The organism is Dyadobacter sp. CY356, from assembly GCF_021440195.1.
In the GTDB taxonomy this organism is placed as follows: domain Bacteria; phylum Bacteroidota; class Bacteroidia; order Cytophagales; family Spirosomataceae; genus Dyadobacter.
In genome coordinates this window covers 198,022-216,203 of record NZ_JAJTSZ010000010.1, presented here as the reverse complement: position 1 = coordinate 216,203, position 18,182 = coordinate 198,022, and the positions used below count along the sequence as shown (strand labels likewise).

Genomic DNA, 18,182 nt, shown 5'->3' with positions numbered 1-18,182 from the left:
AACAATCGCGGCTATTGAATTCCTTACTGAGTCTTATTTTGCCTTGAAGGTTTTATAATCATCCGCAACGACTGGTCTTTTGTAAAATAGGCGATTGTCCAGTTATAAAAAGTCCTGAAACGGTTTCGGTACGTTATCAATGAAAGAAGGTGGATAAACAACCAGATCAACCAGGCAAAAAAGCCATTTAAGTGCAATTTTGGTGTTGGCAAATCCACTACTGCCTTGTTTTTACCGATAATCGCCATGGAACCCTTATCAAAATATTCAAACGGTTCAGGCGATTTTCCATCTGCAATCAGTTTAAAATTCTTCGCAAGTTTTTTACCTTGCTGGATGGCTACCTGAGCAACCTGCGGATGCCCACCCGTGAAATTCGGGTCGGTGATTTGAATACAGGTATCTCCAATGGCGTAAATGTTTTGGGTGCTCTGAACTTTATTGAACTGATCCACCATCATTCTTCTGCCACGGCCGTAACTTTCGGTTGGTATGCCCTCAAAAACTTTGGCAGTAACACCGGCAGCCCAAATCAGATTTTTTGTCTCAATAGGCTCACTATTATCAAACACGACAGTATCATTTACATAATCCTTAACGTGCGTATTCAATTTTATTTTTACGCCCAGTCTGCGAAGATCGTCGTGCGTGTTTTGCTGTGATTTTATGCTCATGGGCGATAACAAGGCATCACCGCCATCAACCAGGTAAATTTCACTTCCTTTCCCTGCCAGTTCAGGATATTCCTTCCGAAGGATCCCATTCCTCATTTCAGCAAACATACCGGAAACTTCCACACCCGTAGGGCCGCCACCGGCGATCACAATGGTGAGCAATTTTTTGGTTTCTTCCGGATCTGTGGAAATCGATGCCATTTCCATTTGCTGCAATAATTTATTACGCATTTCAATGGCATCGTCAAGCGTTTTCATCGGAATTGCATTTTTTTTGACGTTCTCCATGCCGAAATAATTGGTTTCTGCACCAGTGGCGAAAACCAGATAATCGTAGGTAAGTTCTCCATTGTCAAGCACTATTTTATTTTCGGAAGGGATTACTTTTTGCAATTCACCAAGCCGGAAATGCACATTATCTTTCCCGGAGAATAACTTTCTGAAAGGATAACTGATACTCGACGGCTCCAAAAAAGCTGTGGCTACCTGATAAATCAGCGGTGGAAAAAAATTGTAGTTATTTTTATCTACAAGTATTACTTCAAACTCATTATGGTTGGCAAGGGAAAGTGCAAAATTAACTCCTGCAAATCCGCCGCCTATGATCACTACTTTCATTATCAATTCTATTTTGATTAAAAAATAATCTGGCTGAATATTTCATTGTGTATTGATTTCTTAATTATCATTCCAACAAAATCTTCATACAGATGTTCGGCTAAAATCCTATTTTCACCAACTTTGGCAAAGACATTTCGGCGACAGACGAAGATAATAAAAGAAAGGAGTATTCCAGAAAGTTTTCAGATAATCCGGTTCGTTAACTGTGTAAAACAGATAATAAAAAAGGATATAAATCATACTTTCTAAAATACTCCTGAAATAGCACAAAACCGTGCTTGTTCCTACATATTAAACAGGAAGCAAAAAAATCAGTTTTCCTTGATTTTTACATTTTCCGGTGTGAACAACATGGCAGTACAAAAACAGTTTTTGCAATCCTTACTTTTCAAAGTCTGATAGTTTACGCAACTTTTACAGCCTTCCCAGAATTTCTTCTCTTTTGTAATTTCATTAAAGGTTACAGTTTCAAAACCGAGCTCGGTATTCATTTTCATTACAGCAAGACCGGTTGTAATGCTGAAGACTTTTGCATTTGGAAATCGTTGACGCGACAAATCAAATATTTTCTCCTTAATCGCCTTGGCAACACCACATTTACGAAATTCCGGTGAAACGATCAGACCTGAATTGGATACAAATTCTCTGTTTTGCCAAACTTCAATGTAAGAAAAACCTACCCATTCATTTTTTGAAGTTAATGCGATAACCGCCTTCCCTTCCTTCATTTTTTTGATAATAGCCGCAGGCGATCTTTTTGAAATTCCGCAGCCACGTGTACGTGCCGAAGATTCCATTTCATCCGTTATGATTTTAGCATATCTGGCATCTTCACAGGTTGCTAGCCGTACGGTTATGTCTGTCAAACATTCACTATCAGGTACTTCAACAATCTTTTCAGGTTTTGGAAGATGATTTAGTTCCTTTAAATAGATGTTATAAAAATCGTCCGGTATAAAGAATTGCAATCGTTTTTTCTCCATCTCATCTTGTTGAAAAAAGGTTGAGAATGAAAAAATAAAGCTTTTTTCAATTGCGTTACGAATGATCATATCGCCCTGATTATACAGGTATTTGGCAAGTGAAAAACATTTTCGCGAAAGGTTTAAATTGTAATCCAGAACGGCTTCCCTGGAGAAATCCAGAAGGCGCTGAACCGCTTTGTTAATATCAGTGGTGAGAGAACTTCTTTTATATAAATTAGTCAACTGCGGAAACTCAGATTCAATAAGTTTTGTGCCTTCGTACTGCGAGATCATGGTTTAAGTATCAATATTGTTTGGTTTAAAAAAATGTATCATACCAAACCTGTACCAAAATCCGGACGTAAATTCAACAATCTAATTATGAATAAATTACGCATACACAATCAGGATTATAATAAATATTTCATTTCAATTTGATAGGGTATTTTATCAATGTGAAAGGATTAAAAAACGACGTCGGACAAAAGACATCTTTTTGCCCGACGTATTAAAAATATAGTTTTAACAATATTAGTTTTTAGTGGAGCCTTAGGTTACTCGCTTCGTAAACTTTTCACCGGGTTCATCAGGGCTGCTTTGATGCTTTGAAAACTAATTGTAAGAACAGCGGTCAGGATTGTAGCAAGACCTGCAAAAAAGAATAGTCTCCAATCAATATCCACTTTAAATGCGAAGTTATCCAGCCATTTCTTCATGAAATACCAGGCAACGGGTACTGCAATGACGATCGCAATACATACCAGTTTTAAAAAATCTTTTGAAAGTAACGCGGTAATACTGGCTACGGAAGCGCCAAGAACCTTCCTGACACCAATCTCTTTTGTACGTTGTTCGGCAGTGAACGAAACCAGACCTAAAAGCCCTAGGCAGGAAATGACAATGGCAATTCCAGCAAAAAAATTGAATAAACGTTCTGTCTGTTCTTCCGATTTATAATGTTCATTGTAATGTGCATCAAGAAATTTATAGTCAAAAGGATATTCAGGTGCATATTTTTCCCATAATTTCCGTGTGACGTTCAAAGCTTCCGCAGCCGATTTACCCGTAGTTTTAACAAGTAATATGTTATTGCTCATTGAGCGACAGGATAAAATCAAGGGCCTGATCGTTTCATGAAGGGAGGCAATGTTAAAATCTTTGACAACGCTTATAATCTCTCCTTCTCTACCTTCCACTTTTATACGTTTTCCAATAGGATTTTTAAGTTCCATCTGCCTGACTGCCGCCTCGTTCAACATAAAATGAACCGAATCCGATGGGCTCCCATCGAAATTTCTTCCGTCCAGAATTTTAATCCCAAAATTTGGAATGAATGCCGGATCGATACTAATGTAGGCAAAAATGGGCATCGCGTCTGGATCTTTACCCTCCCACTGAACTGTGCCCGTTCCTCTTAAAACATCGACAGGGGAATCACTGGCAGTCGTTATACTTTTTATAGAAGGCTCACCAGACAATGCCTGCTGCAAAGGCAGAGCAAACTTTTTTCCATCAAAAGAAAACACATGTTCGCGATTAAATCCCGGATTACGCTCACGGATAAAGCGTAGCTGGCTGCCAATGATCAAGGTACTGGTAATCAATATTGTTGATAACGCAAATTGCGTCACAACAAGTCCTTGCCTTAAACCTGATGTTTGACGCTGATTTGATCGTCCACGAAATATATGGATGGGATTGAAACCGGCAATCATGAGTGCCGGATAAATACCGGCAAGAAGAAATACCAGTACAAGGGCCCCTGTCAGTATAAGTATTGAATCTAAATCAAGTAATGAAAAATGTCCGCTTTTTCCGGTCATCTCCCGATAAAATGGTAGAAAAATTTCTATCAAAAACAGGGCAAAAATCAAGGACAGGCTTAATGTCAATAGTGATTCTACCATTAATTGTCCAGCCAGTTGACCTGACTTTGCACCAACCACTTTACGGATTCCAACTTCGCGATTACGACGGGAAGCACGGGCCGTTGTTAAATTTACATAGTTGATACAACCAATACTTAAAAGCAAAAATGCAATGAGACCCAGAAGTTTAACCTGCTGCATTCCCGAGCTCTTCCCATCCGGTGCATACAGGTGAAGTTGGCTGAATGGTTGCAAAAAGTATTGCGCGGCATCGTTTTCTTTGTTCCTTACTGCCTTTTTAATTGATGTTAATTTCTGGCCTACAATTTCAGGATTTGTATTTTTATCCAGTTTTACAAAAGTTTCAAAGTCGTAAGCAATCCAGCTTCCATCCAGATCATCTCCATTATTTTCTTCCCTGAATGGTTTTTCCTTTGCCTGCATCGGCAAGTACATCTTTTGCTTAAAATAGGAATTGTCGGGACTTTCTTCAATCACAGCACTTACGGTAAGTATCTGATTATTTTCTACATTCTTGAAAATTTTATCTACTGCGTTTGCTGTACCAAAAAACTTTACCGCCAGGTCTTTGGTCAAAATTACCGAAGCGGGTGTCGGAAACAGATTTTTCTTATCACCATAAAGCAAGGAAAAGCCGTCAAAAAATTCCAGAAAGTTGGCATCAATATATGCCAGATCGCCTTTTTCGGTAAATGTATTGTTACCTGCACGAAATAACGTTGCCCAAAAACGAGATACACGGACAGAGGAACCAACGCCTGGAATTGATTTTAAAGCCGCAGAAGAAACAGCTCCCGGAGTATCCGGAAAAGTGTTCTCCGCAGTTTCTAAACCAAACCGTGTATTAAGCCGGTAAATTTGTTCGATGTCTGAATGAAAATTATCATAACTTAATTCATCTTTCACCCACCAAAAAAGCAGAATGCTGACTGCCAGTACCAAACCTAATCCCCCAATATTCAAAGCTGAATACCATTTACCTTTGACAAGATTCCGAAATGCGATTTTGAAATAATTACGTATCATGAGCTTGTTTTGATTTAATTCGAATTATGGTTTTGGATTGGGCGGGTTTGCTTTTGTGCTGGATTGGGCGGTCTGGCTTTTGCGCTGGATTGGGCGGACACAAGGCCCGCCCCTACTCCCTTCGTAAACTTTTCACTGGGTTCATCAGGGCTGCTTTGATGCTTTGGTAAGATACTGTGAGCAACGCTACGGCCAAAGCTAAAAAACCGGAGACTGCGAAAATCCACCACTGAATTTCAACACGGTATGCAAAATCCTGTAACCATCGATTCATTCCATACCAGGCCAGCGGTGTCGCGAGAAGAATTGCAAAGAGAACCAGCAGCAGAAACTCTTTGGAAAGCAGGCCAATAATGCTCATCACCGACGCACCTAATACTTTTCTAATTCCAATTTCTTTTGTGCGCTGTTCAGCAGAGAAAATGGCCAGACCAAATAAACCTAAACAGGCGATGACAACCGCTATAAAAGTGAAGTAAATCACAATATGTGAAGTCCGTTGTTCTTTCTCATAATTTTTTTGAAAATCCTGATCCAGAAATGAATATGTGAAAGGAGTGTCGGGATTTAGCCTTTTCCAGGTTTCGTGAAATGTTCCAATCAACCTGCTGTAATCCTGAGACTTTACATTCGCAATAAAATATTGATGTTTATTGGCAATGGTTGTGGTAAATCCGTAAGGCTTAATTTCATTATGTAAGCTTTCAAAATTGAAGTTCCGGACTACACCCACAACCACCATACTTCTCCGGACATTTTGGAGTTCGTAATTTATTTTCTTTCCCAATGCGTTTTGCTGATCAAAACCCAGCTCTTTAACAGCAGCTTCATTTAAAATGATACTGTTAGAATCTGCTGTGAACTGCTTTGAAAAACCTCTCCCTGAAAGTATTTGAAAACCTAACGTTTCGGTATAGTCATTTTCAACCGCAGCAAAATGGATGTCTACGGCTTCATTGACTGACTTTGATTCCGGATAAAAAAGCAAATCCTCAACACTCGGAATTCCGGGATAAGCTGATCCGCCCGAAGCAGAAACGACAACAGAATTCTTTTCGATTTCCTCTTTCAATGCGACAAAATTATTTTGTGATTGAGGTGTTTTCAGTGGAATAACTATTTTCTGATTTTTACTGAATCCCAGATTTTGAGTTTGAAGGAAGGATAATTGTTTCCAGATCACAATGGCTCCCAGAATGAGAATAATTGAAATCGTAAATTGAAATACAACCAAACCTTTTCTTAAAAACGAAGCCGATATATTGTTGACAAGTTTCCCTTTAAGTACGCTGACAGGCCGAAAAGATGACAGGTAAAATGCCGGATATATACCTGAAAGTAAGCCCGTTAGTAACGTTATCCCGACAATCCAGCTGACAAAATTCAGGTTACCGCTGATGGTTAGATCTTTACTTGTAAGATTATTAAAAAACGGAAGGGAAAGGTTTATGAAAATTAGTGAGAGGAAAAGTGCCAAGACAGACATAGCCAATGATTCTCCCAAAAACTGATAAATCAAAGACATTCTGAACGCTCCCATAGCCTTTCGGACACCAACTTCTCTGGCTCTTTTTTCAGATCTGGCAGTAGACAAATTCATAAAATTAATGCAGGCGATTAAAAGTAAAAGCGCAGCAATCATCCCAAAAATGTACAGATAGGTCATGCTTCCATTAGGTGCGATTTCTCCATCCAGATCAGAATTCAGATAAATATCGGGTACCGACTGAATAAATAGTTGTTTGCTGACACCCATTGCTTTAAGATCTGCACCACCATTCCTGTCAAGAAACTGAGGCAATTTTTGTTCAAAAATTTTAGCATCTGAGCCTTCGTGTAACTTGAAATAAGTATGAAAAATATTATTGCCAGACCAGTTTTTTTGGTTTGCAATCCATGGACCTAAATCCGTGTTCTGCATTGAAAGGAAAAAGTGGGCGTCGATGTGGGATTTGTGATCATTTTTGAAGACTGCGGAAACAGTGTAATTAAAGTCGCCAAAGTAAAGACCGATCTTTACAATTTTGCCAATAGGATTTTCATTACCAAATAGTTTTCCCGCAAGCTTTTCTGAGAGAACTATTGTATTTGGTTGACTCAGGGCACTTTCAGCCTTTCCATACTTAAAATTGTAAGAAAAAATTTCAAATATGGTCGAGTCTGCATAAAATCCATTGGGCTCATAAAACTGTTTGACGGATTGATTTCCGTCTGTTCTTAAAAGCATATCCTCAAAACCGGGAAATTTCAAAATACGCGCTGCCGACTCTACTTCCGGGAAGTCGTTTTTCAAACCCTGTGCATACGGACCCGCAGTGCCTGCCCAGGTTTCTCCATCAGACTTACTCGCAATTCTAAATATCCGATTGCCGTATTGATGGTGTTTGTCCACGTTGAACTCGTCGGAAATGTAAAGTATGATCAAAAGACAAGTCGCCAAACCAAGCGCCAATCCGAAAATATTTATTCCCGTATACACCTTATTTTTGATAAGGTTTCTGAAAGCAATTTTAAAATAATTACGTATCATAATGGCTGTTAACTTTTAGGTTTTAGCTTTTGCAATTTGAATTTTCATTAGATCTATTTAATATCCGGGAGTGCCATAGGCCAACAGCTGATTGATGGCAGCTTTACTCACTTTTCAAACTTTTCACCGGATTCATTAAGGCGGCTTTGACACTTTGAAAACTTACTGTGAGGATTGCGATAGCGAGGGATGATAAACCGGCAATGACAAAAACCCACCATTGAATTTCAATTTTATAAGCAAAATCCTGTAACCAGATTTGCATAACATACCAACCAACGGGAATTGCAATCAAGATTGCAGCAAAAACAGGTTTTAAAAAATCCTTTGAAAGCAGAGAAACGATGCTGCCCACAGAAGCACCCAGGACTTTTCGCACGCCAATTTCCTTCGTTCTCTGTTCGGCTGAAAATGCGCTAAGGCCAAATAGTCCCAGACAGGCGATCAGTAAGGCGACACCGGAAAATGCGGTAAATAATTGTTCGATCCGCTGTTCCGAGCGATACATGGCATCAAAATCTTCATTCAAAAACGAGTATTCAAACGGTTGTGCCGGCGAAATTTCTTTCCATCTTTTTTCAATTGTTGCTAGTGTGGAAGTTAAATCGGAAGCATCCAGCCGAAATGAAACAGCCTCTAAAAATGATTCTTCGAGCGGTCTGTCAATTGCCTTTCCATTTATAACCAAGCCAACAGGAGCAATTTTTGACCTTAATGATTCGTAGTGAAAATCTTTTACAACACCGATAATGGTGAGCTGCTCACCTCCCGTTTTATGAATTATTTTTCCAACCGGATCTTCCAGGCCGAATTGTTTTGCAGCACTTTCATTAATAATGACAGCCGAACTATCAGTCGCCCTGCCGTCAATAAAATCTCTTCCTGATACCACTTCCATCCGAAGGGTTGAAATATAATCCGGGTCAACCATCCATTCCTGCATGTTGACCGAATATTTCGGATCGGTTTCCAGCTGCGGATACCACATGTCATTCCACCGCCTGGAAGTAACGGGCAAAAAGCCACTTACTGTCCCGTTTTTTACCGCCGGAGACTTCAAAACTTCATTTTTAAATGTCAAAACCTGGGATTTTGTCGATTGAGAAGTATTGATAACAATGACCTGATCTTTGTCAAAACCTATTTTTTTCGTTTGAATATATTGAAGCTGCTGGTTGACAAGCAGCGTTCCAATGATCAATAAAACCGATAAAGAGAATTGGAAAGCAACTAGTGAATTCCGGAAACCTTGTGACCGCGAGTGCACCATGATACCTTTCAAAGCCTTAATCGGCCGGAATGAAGAAAGATAAAATGCAGGATATATGCCCGCAACTACGCTTACCAAAGCAGTTCCGGCTAATAAACAGAGTATTGAAGTGAGATTAATTTCTGTTTTTAATGACAGATGTTTTGCAGAAAGATTATTAAACGCCGGAAGTGATAAATACAGCAAAACCAGTCCTGTCAGTAATGCCAAAAAAGTGGTGAGAAAAGATTCGGACAGAAACTGAAATACGAGCACTGATCTATCGGAACCCATCACTTTCCGTACGCCCACTTCTCTTGCCCTTTTGGCAGAACGTGCAGTCGTTAGATTGATAAAATTAAAAACTGCAATTAAAAGAATGAATAGACCTGTCAAAAGGAAAATATAGATATACTGAATACTGCCATTTGGGGAAAGCTCACCCTCACGGTCGGAATACAAATGAATATCGGTAAGCGGCATCAGCGAATAGCTGAAATTATTTCCGGCCTTTCTCGTTTCGGCAAGTGTAGTTTGAAAATATTGCTTTAACGCCGGATCAAGATAAGTCTGAAGGATTTTTTCAAATTTTGCTTCAACCGATTCACGGCTTGTCCCGGGTTTCAGGAGTACATAGGTATTGAAAATATGATTTCCCCACTTATTCACTTTCGCATCTCTGGTTTCGTACAAAGGCAAAAGAAAATCGGCATGAAAATGTGATTGTTCAGGTATATCTTCCATCACGCCGGTAACCCGGCGAACTTCATCATTATTAAATGTCAAGGTTTTGTTTATCGAATTGGCCGTACCAAAATATTTCCTGGCAATACTCCTGGAAATAACCACAGAATTTGGCGATGCCAGTGCTTTTTGTGAATTCCCTTCAAGCATCGGAAGGGTAAATACATCGAAAACGGTTGAATCTGCATATAAAACATTTTCCTCCCGAATCGCTGTCTCGCCTGTTTTCACAATCTGACTGTCGTATTTTCCCAGTCGGGTAAACGCTTCAACTTCCGGAAAATCCTGTTTCATTGTTTGTCCCATGGGCGTCGGCGCAAGTGCGCCTTTTGCACTTTTTCCGGAATAGGTAATGTCACTATTGATACGAAATATACGGTCGGATTTGGTATTGAAATGATCGTATGCCAATTCGTCTTTTACATAAAGTATGCTCAGCAAACTGACCGCCAACCCTAAAGCCAGGCCGAAAATTGTCAGCGCGGAATATCCTTTATTCTGTGACAAATTTCTATATGCGATTTTCAAATAGTTGCGGAGCATGGGGTTGTGTTTGTTGGATTTTATTTTTAAATATTTTGTTGGTTTTGGCGGGTTTGATATGCCCTGGATTTGGCGGTTGGCTTTGTGCCGGATTGGCGCGCCGTTTTGCGCCGGATTGGGCGGACACAAGGCCCGCCCCTACTCGCTTCGTAAACTTTTTATTGGGTTCATTAATGCTGCTTTCATACTTTGGTGACTGATGGTTAAACCGGCAATAATCATTGTCGTAATGATTGAAATTAGGAATATATCCGGACCTATATTTATATGGTATGCGAATTCCTGCAACCATTTGTCCATGGCAAACCAGGCAATCGGTGCCGCAACAATAAATGCGATCAGTATCAGCCAGATGAATTGATTGACAAAAAGCACGACTAATCCCGGAATAGAAGCGCCCATAACTTTACGAATCCCTATTTCCTTGGTGCGCTGGACTGCCATTAAGGAAACAAGTCCGTATAATCCCAAACAACCGATCAGGATTGCAATCGCCGAAAACATACGAAAGGCGTTATACATTTTATATTCCTGAGTGTAAAGACTGGCAATTCGGTCATCCATAAACTCATAGGAAAACAGCGATTTCGGATTCAGCGCTGACCAGTCTTTTTCAATGGAAGCCAGGGTTTCACGCATTTTTTCAGGACGAAGTTTTACACTTGCCTGCCAGAATGAATTGGGATTGTACATAATCACACAAGCTCTGATTTTTTTGTGTTTTGATTCACTCTGAAAGTCCCGAACAACACCTCTTATTCTGATGGGTTGATCGCCGATAAAAAACCGCTGACCGATTGCCTTTTCCGGATTATTAATTCCTAAACGTTTGATCAGTGTTTCATTGACAATCAGATTGGCAACAGTATCCTTTGTAATTACCTTGGTAACCGGCTCGCCGGCAAGCAGTTTTATGTGATACATTGACAAATAATTTTCATCAACCTGCTTAATCTCAGTCACATCATTTTCTGTCATGCCCAATTCCGGGGAAGTAAATGGCGCAAAACTGTTATTATAAGCAGGGCCGCCCGAAGCAAAGCTGATTTGTTGCACACCTGGATTATCCAATAATTTCTGACGCAGCACATCCGGCTTTTCGCCGGTTGAAAATGTAACGATAGCATCTTTATCAAAACCATTATCTTTATTTAAAAAGAAATCCATCTGGCTCCCAACAATCAAAGTCCCGACAAGCAGAATCTGGGTTATTGAAAATTGTACGACTACAAGGCTCTTACGTAAAAAAGATTTACCGTTTGAATTGTCAGCAACACCGGATTTTAATGCTTTCAAAGGCTGAAATCCGGATTGAATAAAAGCAGGATACAACCCGGCTAAAAGTATGGTAACGATTACAATGACGAGAAGTGCACTGACCATTTTGGGTTTAAAAAGATTCGTGGTCTCGATTCTGATATTCAGCAAAGTCTCTGAATACGGTAAAAATAGTATGACGGCAACCAGCGAAATAACAACCGAAACCAATACAAGAAGGGTAGTCTCGCCCATGACCTGCATGATCAGTTGTTTTCTGAAAGCACCTAGGGTTTTTCGTATCCCGACTTCTTTTCCGCGTTTTAAAGATTGAGCAGTGGCGAGATTTACAAAATTGATACAAGCCGTCAGTATAATAAAAAGTGCCACTCCTGCCAGTCCATAGATGGTTTCTTTTGATCTTGGCATTGATATCTGGTTGAGATAACGTCTGTCAAAATGAATTTCCTTTAACGGTTGTAAAAGCAAAAGTCCCTTTTCCCAGGCAATATCGGCTGCCCAGTTTTTTTGGACAAAGGCAGGAAGCCTTGCTTCTATGGATTTTGCTGATTCATTTTTTGGCAAAGTGATATACACCATTCCACCTTGAATTGACCAGAAGTTTGAGGTATTGACCTTTTTCCTAATGGTTTCCCAGGATACCAAAAAAGAAAAAACAAGATGTGTATTGGAAGGCAGATCTTTTATTATGCCCGTAACACGCAAATCGTGTTCATTATTAAGTTTGATGATTTTACCAATTGCATCTTTATCCTGAAAATATTTGTGTGCTTCGCTTTCGGTAAGAACAACGGTATTTGGTTCTTTTAATGCGGTTTCCGGATTTCCGGCTAACCATGAAAAATCGAAAATTCTTGAAAAATTCTGATCGGCAAAAGCAAATACTTTCAGATTATATTTTTGATCATCCACAGTTACAAGCCCGCCTTGCTCAGCCAAATATTGTGATACTTCTGCTTCGGGGAATTCATTTTTAAAAGCCGGAGCTATGGCAAAGGCTACGCTCGGATTATAGTCCTTCCCATGAAGTGTAATTCGGTAGGTCTGATCCGCATTTTTGTGATAATCATCGTACCCTAATTCATTTTGGACAATTAGAAAAATTACAACACAGGCTGCTAATCCCAGCGCCAAACCTGTGATGTTGATCAATGCATAAGTTTTGTTATGCATCAATGTTCTAAAAGCGATTTTGAAGTAATTCCGTATCATAAGTATGTAAGAATTTAACTATTGAGCATTGAGTGGATAGCTTCGTTCGCAATATATTTATTGATTCAAAAATTTTCCTGATGCCCATGAATCAGTGCCAAAAGCTAAAAAATTATTCGCTTTTCAGGCTTTTCACCGGGTCCATTAATGCTGCTTTGATACTTTGAAAACTGACCGTTAATAAAGCGATAGCGATTGCAAATATTCCTGACAGGACAAAAACCCATCCATTAATATCTGTTTTATAAGCAAAACCCTGAAGCCATTGATGCATGGCCCACCAGGAAATTGGCAAGGCCAGCACAATTGCGCAAAGCACCAGTTTGACAAAGTCACCAGCCAACATACCGACTACACTGGACACTGATGCACCAAGCACTTTCCGTACTCCGATTTCTTTGGTTCGCTGTGCGGCAGTAAGGGTGATCAGGCCAAAGAGACCAAGGCAGGAAATAAAAATGGATATGGCTGCAAATGTTTTAAAAGCGTCAAAAACCAGTTGCTCTACAAAGTAATTTTTAGCCAGGGACTCGTTCAGGAAAGTAAACTGGTATACATCGTCCGGAAAAGACTGCTTCCAGGTTTGTTCCAAATGTCCAAGCGTCTGTGATAAATTGGAAGGCTGGCCATTGGCTGCGAGCAATTTCACGTGAATTTGCTCAGGCGCATTGGGATACATGAATACGCAGGGCTGAATGGCCTGCTGCAAAGATGCGTTGTGAAAATCTTTTACAACACCAATAATTGGTGCCTCGCCTTCATTAATTACTAATCTTTCTCCAATTGCCTTCTCTGGTGTCAGATTCAACATCTTCGCCATAGTTTCATTAATCACAAACCCGTTGACACGAATGCTGTCCGGAACGATGTTGGAAGTTGAAAACCATTGTCCGGCAAGTAGTTGCAGATTAAAAAGATTTTGATAATTTTCGTCCGTGGTCTTCATTTCCGCCTGACGCGACATCGATAACGGTTCAGATTTTAAGCGAAAATCTGTTCCGTACCAGTTTTTGGTTAATGGAGCTCCTGACGCGAGACTCACTTCCTTTACATCAGGGTATTGAAGTAATTCCTGCCGAAAGGTTTCCAATTCTCCCAGCTTCTTGTTTCGTGGAGCATTGATCGTTAACACTTCATCCTTTGTAAATCCTAACCCTTTTCTTTGAAAAAACGACATTTGATCAGAAGAAATCCAGGTGGCTACCAGCAGGCAATAGGTTATCCCAAATTGAAATACAATAAGCCCCTGACGCAGCGAAATCCCGTTTGACTTTCGCTGAACGTTGTTTTTGATAGCCATCGCAGGTTTAAAACCTGATAAAACCAGTGCCGGATAACTTCCGGCAAGTAATGTTATGATACCAATAAGTCCTGTACCGAAAAACCAGGTCTGAATGTTAGGTGTCAGGTTTAAATCAATAAAAGACAATTTCTGGTTTACAATCCAAAGCAAAAAATAAAGGCCGTTGACAGACAAAAAACCGGAAAGAATAGCTAATAAAAATGTCTCGCTCATAAATTGAAAAAACAACTGATATCTTGTGCTTCCAATGGCTTTCCGTACGCCAATTTCTTTCTGACGCTGCATGGCTTGAGCGGTGCTCAGATTGATGAAGTTAACAGAAGCAATCAATATCAAAAAAACTGCTAGACTGCTCAATCCCCACAAAACCTCCTTTCCCAGCACATAAGTACCTGGCTCACCTGAATACAATGAATTGGTGTGAATATCCGAAAGCGGTTGCAGGAAATAGCTGATCCTCCGGTTATCCTCTGCGTTCAGATATTTACTTTTTATTTTGTCGATGGCTTTTTCAAATTTGGCGGGATCCATGCCGGAAGGCAGTGCAACGTATGTTGTGCCCTGATAATTACCCGACCAGTTATTGGCCTGGTAAGGATTGTTTGCCTTAAAAAAGTCATAATTGATCAGAATATCAAAGGGTAGATTTGTATTCGTGGGCGGGTTACGGATTATGCCTGATACTATTAATAAATCAATGTTGTTCAACTTGATAATTTTACCCAACAATTGGTCATAATTATTTGAAAATGAACCGAAATAACGTTCAGCCATTTGTTCTGTTAAAATAACAGAATTGGGCTGACTGAATGCGGTGTTTACATTCCCTGATAACCAAAGTCCCTTTTCAAAAGCATTTTTAAAATCAAAAAGCCTTAAATAATTCATATCGGCAAACATGACCCTCTTTTCCTCAAACCTGCGTATCTCACCCTTTTCATCCTTCGTACTGATGATCCGTTTATCTGGTCCTGCGGTTTGGGTAACGCTAACATTAGGAAATTCCCTCCGTAAAGCTTCCGCAAGGGGATATGCGGTGGTAGGCCAATGTTGAATTCCATCTGCTTTTTTACTGTGCTCGACAATCCGGTAGGTCCTGTCAGCATTTGTATGGAAATTGTCAAAACTTAATTGGTAATTTACAAACACATAAATGCCCAGACAGCATGTAATTCCGAGCGCAAGTCCGAAAACATTGATGACCGTATTAGTCTTGTTTTTCCAAAGATTTCTTCGGGCGGTTTTAAAATAATTCAGTATCATAAGCCTTTTATTACCTGATTATGATGGATTTAAATGAATTTTTTGGAGTTGTTGGAATTTGGGTGGATAGTATTGGGTTGATTTGAATAGGTTGTACGGGTTGGTTGTTTGGAATTGGGCTTACGGGTTTGTTGACTGGAATTGGGCGTACGGGTTTATTGTCTCGAATTGATCGTACGGGTTGGTTGCCTGGAATTGGGCGGCCACGAGGGCCGCCCCTACTCGGATTTCAAACTTTTTACAGGATTCATCAATGCTGCTTTAATGGCTTGAAAACTTACCGTTGACAGAGTGATTACCAAAGCTCCGGCTCCGGAAGCTGCAAATATCCACCACGACATTTCTGTCCGGTATTCATATTTGTTCAACCAGTTGCCCATAAAATACCAGGCTATCGGTGCGGCAATGATGCAGGATAAAACAACCAGCAAAACAAATTCTTTCGAAAGCATACCCCATAAATTGGCAAGAGAAGCTCCCAAAACCTTACGGATTCCAATTTCTTTTGTGCGCTGTTCTGCAATAAAGGTTGCCATTCCAAATAACCCAAGACAACTGATGAGTACGGCCAGAGCGGCAAAGAATGAGGTTAATTTACCAATTCTCACCTCTTCGCCGAATTTTTTGGCGTATTGTTCGTCGGTAAATTTATAATCGAAAGGTGCAGCCGGGTTGAACTTTTTAAAGACTTCTTCAATTTTTCTTATGGCTTCGGTTGATCCTGATGCAGGGTTTATTTTGATATTGAACACATTGGCCCAACCATATTCCAGAAAAAAAACAGTGCGGAAGGAAGCTTTATATGGTGATTCCATGATCATATCTTTGATCACACCAATAACCTGATAAGGTTTTCCATCTACTTTGATAAGTGAACCAACAGGGTTTTTTAGTCCCATAAATTTCGCAGCCGTCTCATTGATCACAACACCGGAAGAATCCGTAGAAAAAGACCTCGAAAAATCTCTACCTTCTTTAAACTGCCATCCCACTGTTTTGCCAAAATCATGAGAAACGGCCATAGTTGCAAAATTTCCTTGCGTTGCCGGATCCTTTCCCTCCCATTCGTAACCATTATTTATTGCAGCGATATTCGTGGTAGGATTAGACGACTGAGACATTTCTTTGACTGCACCCGTTTTCAGCAATTCACTTCTTATGGCGTCATAATGTCCGTGCAATTCAGGCGTATTCATGGCAACCATAAGCAAATTATTTCTATCATATCCAACCGGACGGTCTTTGGCAAATTCTATTTGACGGAATACGATAATTGTGCCAATAATTAAAACAATAGAAATTGTAAATTGAACTACAACCAAAACTTTACGGGGAACAGCGGCGAAATTTCCAAGTTTCATTCTAGCAAAACCACTTCCTTTTAAAACTTTAATTGGCTGGAATGACGACAAATAAAGTGCCGGATAACTTCCCGCAATAAGTCCTGTGAGAATACTGAAACTGATGCTGACAATCCAGAATAGTGGCTCTTTCCACGGAAAGATCATTTTTTTATCCGCAACCTCATTAAAATATGGCAAAGCGGAAAGCACAAAAATCAAGGACAAAATAAAGGCAACAGCCACAACAAGTAACGATTCGCTAAAAAACTGTGTGATCAACTGACTTCTCAAAGAACCAATCGCCTTACGGATGCCAACTTCCTTCGCACGCTTTTCACTTCTTGCTGTGCTAAGGTTCATAAAATTGATGCAAGCCAATAGCAGAACGAAAACACCGATAATGCCAAAAAGCCAGACAAACTCTATACTTCCCCCGGCAATTTTCCCATTTTTGAATTCAGAATATAAGTGCCATTTACTTAACGGATGTAGAAAAATTTCTGGTTTAAACGCTGCATCTTCCGGTGTCACCTTATTAAGTTTCACATCTTTTATCTTGGCAGAAACCTTGTCCATATCCGCTTTGTCAGCGATTTGCACAAAAGTGATAAACATATTGGCACGCCACGGATTTGTCTTTTTCTCTGACCAGTTTTCGTTGTTAATGTAAAGATCCCAGGGAGCGATAAATGCCAGGTCCTTAAAATCGGAGTTGTAAGGAATATTCTGATAAACGCCCGTAACCTTCAAATCCTGTTTGTTATTAACTTTAATTATCTCGTCAATCGGATCATGATCTCCAAAAAGGGCCTTTGCAGTTTCTTCCGAGAGCATAATGGAATTAATTTCTTTCAGACCTGCCCTTGTTCCCTTTATCATATTCAAAGACAACATTTCTGTAATCCCCGGCTCCATGAAATTTCCTTGTTTCGAAATTTTCTTATCTCCAAAAGCCAAAATCCGGGTGGATGATCCGGTCGACATCACTACATGTTTAAAGTCACTTCCATATTTATTACGAATTTCTTCGCCCATTAAGTAGGGAATAGAACTTTGGGTACTGACCTCATTATTGAAAGTCTGATTTTGCTTAATAATCGCAAGACGATCATAATTTTCAAATGACTTGTTAAATGAAAGTTCATCAAAAATCCAAAGCCCGATAAGCATGGCTACGGCCAGACCAGTGGCAAGACCAGCAATATTAATAAAAGAATAAACCTTGTTTTTAACAAGATTCCTTCTTGCGATTTTGAAATAGTTGCTGATCATATCTTTCTCTATAATTGATTTTCTACCCTTGCCGTTCAAATAGTTTGCCAGGTATTTTTCAATAAGACAAAAACCTAAAAATCAATTAGTTACAAAAAATAAAGCGAACGAACAATGTCCGATAATGAACACTGTTCGTTCGCTTTGGAACGGCTGCTAACACCGATTTGCAATCGGTGTTGCTTGGTTTCGCGTTTGCAACGCGAGAAAGTAATCAAGACAACACCAATCTATATTTCTTAAATACTAATAATCAGTTACGATCCCATC

The 18,182-nt window shown here is 39.8% G+C and carries 8 protein-coding genes; all 8 read right to left on the bottom strand.

All coding sequences use genetic code 11. The features are described from left to right. Positions 1-23: 23 nt before the first annotated feature. Positions 24-1,292 carry an NAD(P)/FAD-dependent oxidoreductase gene (locus LXL81_RS25905; protein ID WP_234650412.1) on the bottom strand — a complete coding sequence of 423 codons (1,269 nt, stop codon included), beginning with the start codon at positions 1,290-1,292 and terminating at the stop codon, positions 24-26. A gap of 314 nt (positions 1,293-1,606) precedes the next feature. Continuing rightward, positions 1,607-2,554 (bottom strand): hypothetical protein, encoded by a 948-nt coding sequence (locus tag LXL81_RS25900; RefSeq protein WP_234650410.1) that lies wholly within the window; start codon positions 2,552-2,554, stop codon positions 1,607-1,609. 260 nt (positions 2,555-2,814) lie between these two features. Further along, entirely contained in the window at positions 2,815-5,175 is a 2,361-nt protein-coding gene (locus LXL81_RS25895; protein WP_234650407.1) for an ABC transporter permease, read from the bottom strand. A gap of 112 nt (positions 5,176-5,287) precedes the next feature. After that, positions 5,288-7,705, bottom strand: a complete 2,418-nt coding sequence (locus LXL81_RS25890) for an ABC transporter permease (protein ID WP_234650405.1) — start codon at positions 7,703-7,705, stop codon at positions 5,288-5,290. Positions 7,706-7,808: 103 nt separating this feature from the next. Beyond that, positions 7,809-10,241 carry an ABC transporter permease gene (locus LXL81_RS25885; protein WP_234650403.1) on the bottom strand — a complete coding sequence of 811 codons (2,433 nt, stop codon included), beginning with the start codon at positions 10,239-10,241 and terminating at the stop codon, positions 7,809-7,811. Between the two features lie 138 nt (positions 10,242-10,379). Next, positions 10,380-12,731, bottom strand: a complete 2,352-nt coding sequence (locus LXL81_RS25880; protein ID WP_234650401.1) for an ABC transporter permease — start codon at positions 12,729-12,731, stop codon at positions 10,380-10,382. Positions 12,732-12,843: 112 nt separating this feature from the next. After that, on the bottom strand, positions 12,844-15,297 hold the full coding sequence (locus LXL81_RS25875) for an ABC transporter permease (RefSeq protein ID WP_234650399.1): 2,454 nt from the start codon (positions 15,295-15,297) through the stop codon (positions 12,844-12,846). A 218-nt stretch (positions 15,298-15,515) separates the two neighbouring features. After that, the gene (locus LXL81_RS25870) at positions 15,516-17,912 is read right to left on the bottom strand and encodes an ABC transporter permease (RefSeq protein WP_234650397.1); all 2,397 of its coding nucleotides are present in this window, start codon (positions 17,910-17,912) and stop codon (positions 15,516-15,518) included. Between the last annotated feature and the right edge of the window lie 270 nt (positions 17,913-18,182).